At 63.6% G+C, this 13,825-nt stretch carries 10 protein-coding genes; all 10 read right to left on the reverse strand.

Going from position 1 to position 13,825, the window contains the following annotated elements:
• Nucleotides 1–75: 75 nt before the first annotated feature.
• Nucleotides 76–1,092: a diguanylate cyclase gene (locus AC1RTP_RS17955; RefSeq protein WP_498609134.1), complete on the reverse strand. Its 1,017-nt coding sequence runs from the start codon at nt 1,090–1,092 to the stop codon at nt 76–78.
• Between the two features lie 9 nt (nt 1,093–1,101).
• A complete protein-coding gene (gene cheB / locus AC1RTP_RS17960) occupies nt 1,102–2,130 on the reverse strand; it encodes a chemotaxis-specific protein-glutamate methyltransferase CheB (RefSeq protein ID WP_498609136.1) in 1,029 nt (342 codons plus the stop codon).
• The gene (locus AC1RTP_RS17965) at nt 2,127–4,409 is read right to left on the reverse strand and encodes a hybrid sensor histidine kinase/response regulator (RefSeq protein ID WP_498609138.1); all 2,283 of its coding nucleotides are present in this window, start codon (nt 4,407–4,409) and stop codon (nt 2,127–2,129) included. Before AC1RTP_RS17965 ends, cheB begins: the two co-directional genes overlap by 4 nt.
• Entirely contained in the window at nt 4,406–5,077 is a 672-nt protein-coding gene (locus tag AC1RTP_RS17970) for a chemotaxis protein CheW (RefSeq protein WP_498609140.1), read from the reverse strand. Before AC1RTP_RS17970 ends, AC1RTP_RS17965 begins: the two co-directional genes overlap by 4 nt.
• Before the next feature lie 15 nt (nt 5,078–5,092).
• Nucleotides 5,093–6,391 carry a CheR family methyltransferase gene (locus AC1RTP_RS17975; protein WP_498609142.1) on the reverse strand — a complete coding sequence of 433 codons (1,299 nt, stop codon included), beginning with the start codon at nt 6,389–6,391 and terminating at the stop codon, nt 5,093–5,095.
• Entirely contained in the window at nt 6,388–6,846 is a 459-nt protein-coding gene (locus tag AC1RTP_RS17980; protein ID WP_498609144.1) for a chemotaxis protein CheW, read from the reverse strand. Before AC1RTP_RS17980 ends, AC1RTP_RS17975 begins: the two co-directional genes overlap by 4 nt.
• A complete protein-coding gene (locus AC1RTP_RS17985; protein ID WP_498609146.1) occupies nt 6,843–8,654 on the reverse strand; it encodes a methyl-accepting chemotaxis protein in 1,812 nt (603 codons plus the stop codon). The genes AC1RTP_RS17980 and AC1RTP_RS17985 overlap by 4 nt, the downstream gene beginning before the upstream one ends.
• Before the next feature lie 99 nt (nt 8,655–8,753).
• Complete coding sequence (locus AC1RTP_RS17990; RefSeq protein ID WP_498609148.1) at nt 8,754–9,986, reverse strand: argininosuccinate synthase; 1,233 nt, start codon at nt 9,984–9,986, stop codon at nt 8,754–8,756.
• Nucleotides 9,987–9,993: 7 nt separating this feature from the next.
• Nucleotides 9,994–10,935 carry an ornithine carbamoyltransferase gene (argF, locus tag AC1RTP_RS17995; protein WP_498609149.1) on the reverse strand — a complete coding sequence of 314 codons (942 nt, stop codon included), beginning with the start codon at nt 10,933–10,935 and terminating at the stop codon, nt 9,994–9,996.
• Between the two features lie 45 nt (nt 10,936–10,980).
• The gene (locus tag AC1RTP_RS18000) at nt 10,981–13,815 is read right to left on the reverse strand and encodes an ATP-binding protein (protein ID WP_498609151.1); all 2,835 of its coding nucleotides are present in this window, start codon (nt 13,813–13,815) and stop codon (nt 10,981–10,983) included.
• Between the last annotated feature and the right edge of the window lie 10 nt (nt 13,816–13,825).

Here is a 13,825-nt window from a genome sequence, read left to right on the forward strand (position 1 = left end):
AGGTCGAGCAAATGGACACGGGCTCTGCCGCTAGCGGCAGAGCCCGTGTCCATTTGCTCGACCTGACCCCGACTTTCAAGATGCTTTGATGACGCGGTTGCGGCCTTCGGCTTTGGCGGCGTAGAGGGCGCGGTCGGCGGCGGCGACCAGTTCTTGCCAGGTGGCGGGTTTGGCCGGTACGACGGTGTGTACGCCGATCGACATCGTCAGCAGGCCGTTGGGCACGGCTTTGGTGTTTTCAATCGCCAGGTTTTCCAGGTGGCGCAGGCAGTCCTTGGCGACACTCATGGCGCCGGCGCTGTCGGTTTCCGGCAGGACGATGGCGAATTCTTCGCCGCCGTAGCGCGTAACCAGGTCGGCCGGGCGCTTGAGGTTTTCGGTCAGGACGGCGGCTACCTTCTTCAATGCGAGGTCGCCGGCGGGGTGGCCGTAGCTGTCGTTGTAGTGTTTGAAGTGGTCGACGTCCACCATCAGCAGCGACAGCGGGGTCTTGTCACGTTGGCCGCGCTGCCATTCCAGTACCAGGGTTTCGTCGAAGCGGCGGCGATTGGCGATACCCGTCAGCGGGTCGAGTGCGGCCAGCTTTTGCAGTTCCACATTGGCGGCGGCGAGCTTTTGCTGGCTCTCGCGCAGGAAGCGGAAGGCCTGGTCGCGCTGCAGGCGGTGGATGTGGGCGTTGGAGTGGTGGCGTACGCGCGCCAGCAGTTCCAGTTTGTCGGGCAGCTTGACGAGGTAGTCGTTGGCGCCAACGGCGAAACCGTGCGCTTTCAGCTTGGGGTCTTCGCGGGCGGACAGCACGATGATCGGCACGTGCGCCAGCATTTCTTCATTCCGGAAGCGTCGGATCAGCTCAAAGCCGTCCACTTCGGGCATGACCAGGTCTTGCAGGATAACGGTTGGCTGCAGCTCGTTGGCGCAGTTGAGGGCTTCGCGTGCATCGGTCGTGAAGTGGAATTCAATGTCTTCCTGGTCGGCCAGCATGCGCCGCACCGCTTCAACGATGATCAGCTGGTCGTCCACCAGCAGCACGCGCACCTTGAAGTTGGTCAGGCTTGGTTCGGTTTCCAGGTTCAAGGTGAGTACGTCCGACATCGCTTTCCTTTAAATCAGTTTGCCTCCGATCGTGCTGCGCAAGAATGGGCCGATCTTTTCAAGAGGCAGGATAGTTTGGGCTGCATCCAGCTCCACCGCAGCGCGCGGCATCCCATATACCGCGCAACTGGCCTGGTCCTGGGCGATGGTGCTTTTGCCCGCGCGGCGCATTGCCAGCATGCCTTCGGCGCCATCGCGCCCCATGCCGGTCAGCAGAACGCCGACCGCGTCGCCTTTCCAGTGCTGGGCCACACAATTGAAAAACACATCGACCGAAGGCCTGTATGCGTAATCCTTTGGGTTTGCATCGTAACCTAGTTGGTACTTTTCATCCAGTACGAGGTGGTCGTTGCTTTTTGCGACCATGACGATACCACCTTGCAACGCGGTGCGATTCTCGATTGCGCGCACTGGGACGGCCAGTTGTTCGGACAGCCATTTGGCAAAGTGGTCGGCGAAGTTTTCGTCAATGTGTTGGACAACTACCACGGCGCAATTGGGCGGAGGCGTCCAACCGGCGAGGATGCGCGCCACGGCCATCGGCCCGCCGGTGGAGGCGCCAATGGCCACCAGGGTGTCGATGACGCCCGGGCGGGGCTCTGGTATCGAGACATTGCGGCGTGGCGGCATGGACTGGCTGCCGCCGCTGTGGCGTATCAGCTTGTCCATGGTCTTGATCTTGTGCAGAAGCTCGGCGTCGCCGCCTTGCTGCCCTTGCAGCACCGGGGTGGCGGTTACGTCCAGGGCGCCGGCGCCCAGGGCGCGGAAGACCTGGTTGACGTTGTCCTGCGGGCGCCCGGTCACAACCAGGATGGCGCAGGGGCATTCGTCCATGATGCGGCGTGTCGCCTCGACCCCGTCCAGTTCGGGCATATTGAGGTCCATCAGGATCAGGTCGGGGCGGTCGATGCTGCATTTGTGCAGCGCCTCCAGCCCGGTGCGTGCGATCCATGCCACCTGGTGTTCCTGCGTACTGGCGACCACGCGCCGCAGCGCTTCGGCTGCCATCGGAACATCGTTGGCGATGGCGATCCTCATCGGTACGCGTCGCCTATCAGGTCGGACACCGCGTCGAGCAGCGTCTCGTCGTGGAAACTGCCCTTGGTCAGGTAATAATCGGCCCCCGCAGCCAGGCCGCGTGCGCGGTCTTCCGGCCGGTCTTTGTAGGACACGATCATCACGGGCAGCTTGTGCAAGTGCAGGTCCTTTTTGATCAGGTTGACCAGTTCGATGCCATCCATGCGCGGCATGTCGACGTCGGTGATGACCAGGTCGTAGTCGCCGCTGCGCACTACGTTCCAGCCGTCGATGCCGTCGATGGCGATGTCCACTTCAAATCCGCGTCCGACCAGCAGTTTGCGCTCCATTTCGCGCACTGTGAGCGAATCGTCCACGACAAGGATGCGTTTCATTCTACGCCGTCCAGCGTGGTCTGCGCGCGTCAGCTGGTGCAGGCCGCCTTCTTCCAGCAGCTTTTCGATGGAAAGCAACAGGTCGGGCACGTCCAGGATCAGCACCGGCTCGCCGTCGTCCAGCAGGGCTGCGGCGGAGATATCGCGCATCTTGCCGAAAATCGGGTCGATCGCTTGCACTGCAAGGCTTTCTTCGCCGCGGATCTTGTCCACCACCAGGGCGTAGCGCTTTGTGCTGCCGCCGATGACGACCACCGACAGTTCGTCGGTGTGCTCCATATCGCCTAATTCCAGCACCTGGGCTGCTGCGACCAGGCCGAGGTGTTCGCCGTCGTGGTCGAAGAACTGCTTGTTTTCCAGCGTGTGCACGGCGCTTTGCGGCACCTTGATGATGCGTTCCACTTTGACGATTGGGATGGCGTAGGCTTCGCCTTTGACGTCCACCACCAGGGCGCGCACGATCGACTGCGTGAGCGGCAGGGTGATGGAGGTGCGAAAGCCTTTGCCCAGTTCCGATTCAATGCGCACCGTGCCGTTCTGTTGGCGGATGGTGTCGTGGACAATGTCCAGGCCTACGCCGCGTCCGGAGATTTCGGTGATGCCGCCTTTCAGGCTGAAGGCGGGCAGGAACAGGAATTCCATCAGCTCGGGATGGGACATGGCTTCGACCATCTGCTCGGTGGCCATCTTGCGCTCGATGACGGTGCGGCGGATTTTTTCCGGATCGACGCCGCGGCCGTCGTCGCTGATTTCGATATTGAGCATGCCGGCGCGGTGGCGCGCTTCCATGACGATGGTGCCGGTGGCTGGTTTGCCTGCGGCCAGCCTTTCTTCGGCCGTTTCCATGCCGTGGTCGACGGCATTGCGCAGCATGTGGTTCAGCGGGCTTTCAATGCGCAGCAGGATGTCGCGGTCGACCAGGGTGTCTTCGCCTTCGACATGCAGCACGACGTCCTTGCCCAGGCTGCGGGCCAGGTCGCGCACCATGCGGGGGAAGTGCTGGATGCCGTCGCGGAAGGGGCGCATGCGCAGGGAGAGCACTTCGTCGACCATGTTTTCGGAGCCGGTCAGCAGGCGGCGCTCGTAGTTTTCCATGTCGGTGATGTGCTCGAGCATGAATTGCTTGAGCGGCTGGCTTTTCTGGATCGCCAGCAGGGTTTTTTCCTTCAGCGTCGCGTCGTTGGTCTGGGCGGCGGCTACCAGTACTTCTTCCAGCACCGCGAACAGGGAGGCCTGGTTGCGTTTGTAGCGCTGCATGCCCTGGATCAGGGGATGCAGCTGGTGGGCGTTGATGCGCGCTTCGCTCGCCAATGCCAGCAGTCGGTCGAAGTTTTGTGCGTTTTTCATCGGCGGCAGCGAGCGGCCTGGGACCGATTGTTCGGGCACGGCTGGCGTGTCTTCGCTGGCCGCGGCGGGGGCGGGGGCTGCAGGAGGTGCCGCAGCCGGCATGGGCGCCGGTGCAGGCGAGGGCGCGGACGGCAGCACCACCGGCTCCGGCAGGAAGGCTATGCCCTGCACGTCGGTCATCGTCTTACTGACTTGGGCGCTATTGGCCGCGAGCCATGCATCCATATCGTCGTCGACGCGCGAGCATTGCACGATCAGGTCGACCGCTGCCAGAAGGGCGTCAACGCGGTTCGGCGTCAGTTTCAGTTTGCCCGCCTGGGCGGCGATGAAGGCGTCCTCCATGCCGTGCGCCAGCTGCACCACCATCTCCAGCCCGACGATGGAGGCGGCGCCCTTGATCGAGTGCGCGGCACGCATCATGGATTCCACGGCGGTCGGGTCGTTGCGCCGCTCGAAAGCCAGCAGGCCGTCGGTCAGGATCTGGGTCTGGCTGTCGGCCTCCATGCGGAACAAGTCCAGCATGGAGAACTGGCTCAGGTCATCCTTCTTGTCGCTCATCGCAGCGTCCTCGCGAGTTGGTAGCCGAGCAGGCTGTCGTCCAGGCAGCCGACCTGCATGTCGTCATGCGGCAGCACGCCTGCCAGGTAGCGTTCTATGCCCTTGTTGATGGTGGCGGCGGGCGGCTTCAGCGCGCTGGCGGCGTAGCGGATGATGCCGTGCAGTTCGGCCACTGGCAGGGCGTAGGTTTGACCTTCCCATTGGATCAGGAGCATGCGGGCGAAGGTGTGGCGGCCGGCGCGTGCTTCGCCTCCTGCTTCGTCGATGCCCAGCAGGTCGGCCAGCGAGATGCAGGGATACAGCTTGCCGCCGGCGTTCACCACGCCGCGCAGGCCGCGCGCGCTGCGGTGCGGCAGGCGGTGGGGGATGGCTTTCGGGGCGATCTGCTGGAACATATCGGTCGGCAGGGCGAGCCATTCGCGGCCAATCCGGAAGGCTACGCAGGTGCTGTCGTGGCGCGCACCTTCGTCATGCGGGGCGCGGAAGTGTTCGGCCCATTCGCGCAGGTAGCCGGGGTTGACGGGGCGCTGCAGATTGCGCACGGCGGCATCCGCATACACTTCGCAATTGCGGCAGTGGACGGCCTTGTCGAGGATCTCGCAACTATGGTCGCCGGCAACGCCGATGCGGTTCCAGCAGGCGTCGAGTTCTTGGTTTTGGTCAGTCATTGTCGTCGTCGGCTATCACTGTGGCTGCTGGCGCTGGAAGGCGCGCGCGGCCCGCGCTTTGAGCATGGCTGCGGCGCTGCTATTGCCGCCTTGCTCTTGCAGCAGGGCCAGGTGGCACAGGGCGTCGTAATGGTCGGGCTGCAGGTAAAGGCAGCGTTTCAGTTGCGCTTCGGCTTCCGCAGGCTTGCGGGCCGTTTCGGCCAGCATGCCAAGGATGAAATAAGCTTCGGCCGATTCGGGCTGCTGGGCCAGGAATTCGCGGCAGGCGGAATCTGCTTCTGCCAGCTTGCCGGCGTCGGCCAGCTTGCGTGCGTGTTTGAGCAGGGAGTCGTTGCCTGCTGCAACCAGCGCCGTCGTTGCGGCCGCGCTGGCAGTCGTGTGGCCTCCTTGCGGCGCGCGCCGTGCGGGACTCGGGGCCGAGGCGGCGGCAGCGGCGAAGGCGCCCTGCAGGCGTGCTTCGCGGCTGCGCGGCGTGGCGCCTGCTTGCCGCGAAAGGGCGGTTGGGGGCAAGCTTCCCGGCAAGCCTGCACGCGCTGGGGCGCCGGCGAGCTTGATGTCCTTGCGCAGTGCGAAAGCCTGGCGGTGCGGCAGGGCCGAGAAGCCGTGGCGCACAAAAGAGGGCACTTCGGCATACCCGGCCAGCAGCATCCCGTCATCGGCCAGGTGGTTGGACAGGCGCTCGATGGCGCTGGCCGTGGTCGGTTCGTCGAAATAGATCAACAGGTTGCGGCAGAAGATCACGTCATACTGGCGCGCCGTTCCAAGCGCGTCTTCCAGGATGCTGCCCTGGCTGAAGCGGATGCGCGTGCGCAGCGCGTCGTTGATGCGGTATTCGTCGCCGCCGAGGGCGGTGAAATACCGGTCGCGGAACGACAGTTCACGCCCCCGGAAGGCATTGCGCCCGAATACGCCGGCTTGCGCCCGTGCGATGCAGGCCGCACTGAGGTCTTGGGCGTCGATCATGAACGATTGCGGCTTGACCCCGGCATCGCACAAGGCCATGGCGATGGAGTAGGGCTCTTCGCCGCCGGCGCATGGAACGGACAGGATGCGTACGATCTGTGCCCCTTCCGCTTGCCGGCGCCGCACAAAATCCGCCATGGCCGCAAAGGCCTGGGGATCGCGAAACAGCCACGATTCCGGCACCACGACCAGTTCCACCAGCTGGCGCAGCTCCGCCTCGTCGAGCGCGTCGAGGTAGGCCTCGCGCACAGTTTCGCCGGTCGCATCCATGCGCCGTTGCACCGCCTGTTCGACCGTGTTGCGGGCCAGGTTCATGCCGGTCAGGCGCCGCAGTGTGGAGAGCACTTTCATTGCGCCGCAGCCTCCTCAGGGAAGAGGTGCGCACGTAGTTCGTCCGGCAGGAGGGCGTTGACCTCCACCAGCTGCACCATGCCGTCCACGTCGCTCGCCACAGGGCCCAGGAAGGGCGCGGCCAGCACGCCGCTAGGCGCCAGTCCATGCTGCTCCACGTCCTGCACGCCTTGCACGCGCTCGGCCATCAGTCCCAGCGTGTGGCGTGCGCCATTGGGCGCCGTGTAATCCGTTACCACGATGCGCGTATCGAAATGCTGGCGCGACGGCGCACCGCCGCTGATGCGCGCCAGGTCGATTACCGGCACCGGATCGCCGTGCAGGTTAAGCAAGCCCGCCACACTGTCCGGCGCCAGCGGGATGCCCTTCAGCTCCACCAGGGGCAGCACGCGCTGCACCAGCCGCAGGGGCAGGCCATAGCGGTCGGCGCCAATGTGGAAGACTAATACCTTCATGCGGCGACGGCGAACGTGGCCACGCTCGATTGCAGGTCGCCCGCCGCATATTGCAACTGGTGCACCGCTTCGCTGGTGGCCTTCAGCGATTCGACGGTCTGCTGGGTGGCGTCGTTCAGCTGCATCATGGTCTCGGTGATCTGCTGCGCGCCGACGGCCTGCGCCTGCATGCCTTGCAGCACGGCGTCAAACTGCGGCGCCAGTTTCTGCACCTGGTCCATGACGCCCGACAACTGGTCGGTCACCTGGCGCACTTCGCCAACGCTGCGGCGGATCTCTTCCGAGAATTTGTCCATGCCCATCACGCTCGCCGACACCGCCGACTGCATTTCCTTCAGCATCTGCTCGATGTCCCAGGTCGAAACGGAAGTTTGGTCGGCCAGGCGGCGGATTTCGGTTGCCACCACGGAGAAGCCGCGGCCCGCCTCGCCGGCTTTTTCCGCTTCGATCGCAGCATTCAGCGACAGGATATTGGTCTGGTCGGCCACCTTGGTGATGGTGGTCAGCACCGAATTGATGTTGGACGCCTTCTCGGACAGCGCCGCCAGCTTGGCATTGATCGAATCGGTGGCGTTGACCATGTTCTGCATGGTTTGGTCCATGCGGCGCAGGTTGCCCTGGGCTTCGGACGTGGCGCTGGTGGTGTAATCGGCAACCGCCGTCGCGTCCTCCATGGTTTTCAGCAGCTGCGAAGTGTTCGAGGAAATTTCCTTGGTCGTGCTCAGTACTTCGACGGAAGTCTGGGCCTGTTCGACGCCGGTCGCCTCCTGCTGCTTGGCCGATGCCGCAATTTCGGTGGCCGAGGTGGTGACCTGGATGCCGGCTTTCTGCACGTTGGTCAGCAGCGCGCGCAAGTTGTCGAACATGCGCTTGAGGCCGTCGCCCAACTGGCCGATCGCATCGTCGCCGCCGACGGCGATCTTGCCGGTCATGTCTCCGCTGGCGGCTTTCGATACCACCTCCAGCAGCGAATCGACCTTGGAACGCAGCTGGTTGATCTGCTCCTGTTCGCGTTGCGTGGCGGATTGCAACTGGGCTGCCATCTTGTTGAAGTCTTCGCTGACCTTGCCCAATTCGTCGCTGGACGCCACTTCGATTCGCGCCGACTGATCGCCGCTTCCCAGGCGCGACAGGCCGGCGGTGAGGTTGGACAGCGGGTTCAGGATGGCTCGGGCCAGTGCATACGCAATCAGCACCGACAAGGTGATCACCACCACGCCGCCGCCGATCATCAGGTTGTTCTGGCTGCCGTGCAGGTCGACGGACTTGGCGTTCCGTTCGGCCAGCAGGCGGCGCTCTTCCTCGCCCGCTTGCTCGATCAGGTCGCGAGCGGAGGAGACTACGGCTGTCGCTTCTTTCAGTTCCGAGGACTGGCCAAGAATGTCGGCCGCACCCTTGGTGTCGCCCAGCGCGCGGCGTTTATCGATCTGGCGCCGGATATTCACGTCGGCCCAGGTGTTCAGCAGCGCCTGCGCGCGTTTCAGGCGCTCATTCTGCTGCGGATTATCGGCCGTCAGTTGGACGCCTTTGGCGATGTGCTGTTTGAGCAGTTCGGCGTTATCGCGCTCACTGGCAATGAAGGTCTCGTTGCCGGTCAGGATATAGCCGCGGGCATCGACCTGGATCTGCAGCGAGGCGTTGTTCACGCGATCAAGCTCGATCAGTACCTCCATCGTGTGCTTGTCCCAGGTATTGGCCTCGGTCAGCCGGGTGAAGTTATTGTAGGCCAGGATCAGCAGTATCAAGATGATTGCCACTATGCTGCCAAAGCCGATATACAGTTTATTTTTGATGCTCAAATTATTCATGCGCTGGTCTCCGCGGGGGGATGGGCTTTCTTCCAAGGCAATGTAGCAAAAAAAACGGGCCGCGCAAAGCGGCCCGTCATGGTGAAGCGTGGACAGTGCTTACTGGCCGCGCTTATTTCGTGCGTTGGCAGCGATACGCATACGCAGCGCATTCAGCTTGATGAAGCCACCGGCGTCGGCCTGGTTGTAGGCGCCGCCGTCTTCGTCGAAGGTTGCGATGGTCTGGTCGAACAGCGAATCGGTCTTCGAATCGCGAGCCACAACGATCACATTGCCCTTGTACAGCTTGACGCGTACCCAGCCGTTCACGGTTGCCTGGGTGTGGTCGATCAGGGTTTGCAGCGCAACGCGCTCCGGCGCCCACCAGTAGCCGTTGTAAATCAGCGAAGCGTAGCGTGGCATCAGGTCGTCCTTCAGGTGGGCCACTTCGCGGTCCAGGGTGATCGACTCGATGGCGCGGTGCGCACGCAGCATGATGGTGCCGCCAGGGGTTTCGTAGCAGCCGCGCGACTTCATGCCGACGTAGCGGTTTTCCACCAGGTCCAGGCGGCCGATGCCGTGCTTGCCGCCCAGGCGGTTCAGTTCAGCCAGGACGGTGGCAGGGGACATGCGGGTGCCGTTCAGGGCCACGATGTCGCCCTTTTCGAATTCGATATCCAGGTATTCCGGCTGGTCTGGCGCAGCTTCCGGGCTGACGGTCCAGCGCCACATCGATTCTTCGGCTTCGGCGCTTGGGTTTTCCAGGTGGCGGCCTTCGAAGGAGATGTGCAGCAGGTTGGCATCCATCGAGTACGGCGCACCGCCGTTTTTGTGCTTCATGTCGATGTCGATGCCGGCGTCTTCCGCATATTTCAGCAGCTTTTCGCGGGACAGCAGGTCCCACTCGCGCCATGGAGCGATCACGCGCACGCCTGGCTTCAGTGCGTAGGCGCCCAGTTCGAAGCGAACCTGGTCGTTGCCCTTGCCGGTGGCGCCGTGGGAGATGGCGTCTGCGCCGGTCTGGTTGGCGATTTCGATCAGGCGCTTGGCGATCAGCGGACGTGCGATCGAGGTGCCCAGCAGGTATTCGCCTTCGTACACGGTGTTGGCGCGGAACATAGGGAAGACGAAGTCGCGCACGAACTCTTCGCGCACGTCGTCGATGAAGATGTTCTCAGGCTTGATGCCGAACTTCAGCGCCTTGGCGCGTGCCGGTTCCAGCTCTTCACCCTGGCCCAGGTCGGCGGTGAAGGTCACGATCTCGCAGTTGTAGTTATCCTGCAGCCATTTCAGGATCACGGAGGTGTCCAGGCCGCCGGAGTAGGCGAGGACTACTTTTTTTACGTCACTCATGGTTTTCTCAGTCAGTTGGGTGTTCGGATTCAATGCGGCCAAGGAGCAGATACTCGATCAGGGCCTTCTGCACGTGCAGGCGGTTCTCGGCTTCGTCCCAGACCACGGATTGTGGGCCGTCGATGACGTCGGCGGAGACTTCCTCGCCGCGGTGGGCCGGCAGGCAGTGCATGAACAGGGCGTCCTGCTTGGCGCGGGCCATTTTGGCGGAATCGACGATCCAGCCGTCGAAGGCCTTCAGGCGGGCAGCATTTTCCTCTTCGTATCCCATCGAGGTCCACACGTCGGTGTTAACCAGGTCTGCGCCTTCGCAGGCGTCGGACGGGTTGGCGAAGAAGGTGAAGCGGTCGGTCGATACCAGCGACATGTCCATGTCGTAGCCGTGCGGCGTGGAGACATTGACGTGGAAGCCGAAGACTTCGGCCGCCTGCAGCCAGGAGTACAGCATATTGTTGGCGTCACCCACCCAGGCCACAACCTTGCCCTTGATCGAGCCGCGATGCTCGATATAGGTGAAGATGTCGGCGAATACCTGGCACGGATGGTGTTCGTTGGTCAGGCCGTTAATCACCGGCACGCGCGAATGGGCAGCAAAACGCTCGATGATGTCCTGGCCGAAGGTGCGGACCATGATGATGTCGCACATGCGGGACATGACCTGGCCGGCGTCTTCCACCGGCTCGCCGCGGCCCAGCTGGGAATCGCGGGTATTCAGGTAGATGGCGGCGCCGCCCAATTGGTGCATGCCGGCCTCGAAGGAGAGGCGGGTACGGGTCGAGTTCTTGTCGAACACCATGACCAGGGTGCGGTCGATCAGGGGGTGGTAGATCTCGTAGGCTTTGAACTTGCGCTTGATTTCCGCGGCGCGGGCGATCACATATTCGTACTCCTCCAGGCTCAGGTCGTTGAACTGGAGGTAGTGCTTGATGCTTTTAGGTGGTATAGACATCTTTGCAAAGTTTTGCTGCGGTGGACTAAAGATTATACGGGCATTTCAATAAATCGTGGCCGGGCGTTCGGGATCATGGCGCGGAGCCTGTAACGGCAGGTCCAAGGTGAAAATGGTGCCTGCGCTGCTGCTGTTCACGGCGATCTGGCCGCCCAGGAGCGAAGTGACGATGTTGTAACTGATTGATAACCCCAGCCCCGAGCCGCCTTGCCCCAGTTTGGTGGTGAAAAACGGGTCGAAAATGCGGGTCAGGTTCTCCGGCGCTATGCCGTCGCCGTCGTCACTGAATGATATTAGCACGCGGCCTTCGACCGGCGTGCTGGCCACCAGGCGCATTTGGCCTTGCTCGCGGCCGTCGAAGGCATGCAGCAGGGCATTGTTGATCAAATTGGTGATCACCTGGCCGAAGGGGCCGGGATAGCTGTCCAGGTTGATCGTCTCCGGCACCTCGAATTCGAGCTGGTGGTCATCCTTGCGGACGCGGTTCATCACCGTGGCCACGATTTCATGGGTCACCTGGTGCAGGTTGAACACGCGGCGCTGCTCGGTGGTGCGGTCGACCGCCACCTGCTTGAAGCTGGAAACCAGGTCGGCCGCGCTATGCAGGCCGCGCATCACCAGGGTGGACGCCCTGCGGGCATCTTCGATAAAGGACAGCAGTTCGGACTTGCGCAGGCCGGGACCGTTGATGGCCGTTTCCAGCTCGTTGGTCTTCTGTTCCAGCGTGCTGGCGATCAGCAGGCTGTTGCCGATCGGCGTATTCAGTTCGTGCGCCACGCCCGCCATCAAGGAGCCGAGGGCGGCCAGTTTTTCCTGCGACACCAGCTGCGACTGGGCCTCCTGCAACTGGGCGTAGGCGTGGGCGTTGTCCAGCGCGATGGCGCCGTACGCACAAAGGGTGCGGAAAATCAGGCGTTCGCGCTCGCCGTAGGCATTCGGGTGCATGGCCTGCACCGTCATCACGCCCAGGGCGCGTTCGCCGACCAGCAACGGCACATACAGGCAGCTCTGGCTGGCGGCCGTACCTGGCGTAACAGTGTCGTTGCCCGCCGCGGGTACTTGTTCGAGATAGACCTCGCGCCGCTCGCGCAGGCACTGCGCGGTGTAAGCGCTCGGGTGTTCAAGCGGGATACTGCTGCGGGGCAGGGACTGGCCGGCTTCTACCCCGAAGGCGCGCTCCAGCTGGCGTCCCGAAGGATCGACCAGGTAGACCGCGAAGGTATTGGCCGACAGCAGGGCGTGGGTGTGCCTGTCCAGCGCCTGGAACACGGCGCCCGCATCCAGGTGGGTGGTGATTTCCTGGCCGATGGCCGACAGGCGTTCGAGCAGCTTGCTGGTCTGCTGCAGCACTTCGGCACGGCGCGCTTCCGACATGGCCAGTTCGCGGTGGTGCAGGCCTTCGGCGCGGGCTTGCTCAGTCTGGTGGTGCACTTGCATGGCGATGGCGCGGCTGGTCGCTTCCAGCGTGTGGGTCTTTTCGCGCGCGGCGCTGGCGGCGGTGGCCATGTGATAGGCGCGGCCAAAGTCGCCCAGGCGCGCATATTCAGCGCCAAGGGCGTCGTACAGGTCGCCGGGCACGGTGTAGCCCTTGATGGTCTGGGCGGTTTCCAAAGCCTTGTGCAGGTAGTGCAGGCGGGCGTTGGGCTCGGACATGCCGGGCGGCGCCGATAGCTGGAGCTGGCCGTGGATCAGGGCCAGTACGCGCAGCGCTGCGACGTGGTGGAAGCCATTGTGGTGGCGCGCCGAGCTGTCGACCGCCATTTGCGCCATGTCCAGGGCTTCCAGCGAACGGTTCAGGAAGCACAGGGCGTGCGCTTGGCCGCGCAGCGCAACGATCTTGAAGTCGCCCTGCTGCAGCGCTTCGGCGCGCTCGGCTAAGCGCTGGAAGGCGTCCAGCGCCTCGCCGTAATCTTTTTTGTCCAGGCATAGCTCGCCCAGGTGCTGCAAGGCGATGGCGTAAGTTCGGCCATTGGCCTGCGGCGCCAGGATGACCAGGGCCTCGCGCAGCAGCTCTTCGGAAGCATCGAGGCGGCCCAGCCGGCGCACGATGTCCGCTGTGTGCACCAGGCAGGAGCCGATGCTGCGCGGCCAGCCGGTGGGCTTGGCCAGCTCCATGGCGCGCTGCATCCATTCCAGGCCGGAGTGGTGGTCGTTCAGCTGCGAGAATTTTTCCGCGATATTGGTGGCGGCCGTTGCCGCGGCGCGGATCTGGCCCGTTTCCAGCGCGGCCTCATAGCTGCGGATGTAGAAACCGGCCGAATTGCCGATGTCGCCGGCCTGGCTGGCGGCGATGGCGAAGAAATCGTTAATCCAGCAATCGACGCTCGGCGGTACATCTTCCGACAAGTCGAAATGCGATCCCCAGCGCTCGGTGGCGGCGTGCAGGTCGCGCAGCGCGGCCCAGCGGGCCCGTACCGCATCGGCGATGGTGGCGCGCTGCATGCTGCCTGCAGCGTGGGCGGCCGTGGAGCAGGCTTCCAGTTCGGCGTCGCGCTTTTCGTGGTTGCCGCGGTCGACGGCGATCCAGGCTTTCAGCCAGTGGGCGTCGGCGCGGCCATTATTGTCGTCCTGGGCCTCGAACACTGCCAGTGCGCGGGAGGCCAGCGAGGACGCGGCATCGAGTTCGCCGAGCAGCCAGCGGATTTCGCCGTCGATCAGCTGTAAGCGCGCTTCGATCAGGGCGCGTTCTTTGTCCGACAGGTTGGCCGAGGGCAGAAGGGTGCTCGCCTCACGCACCATCTCCCGTGCGCGTTTGCCGTCGCGCTGGCGCAAATGCCAGGCCAGGCCCAGTAGCAGCGGCAGCCGCGCAATGCCGCGCAATGGCAGGAGCTCCAGCTCCCACTGCGCTACGGCATTGTCATCGGCGAAGAGCTGCTGCATGGGTGTCCTG

The organism is Pseudoduganella sp. GW821-FHT11H04, from assembly GCF_058807935.1.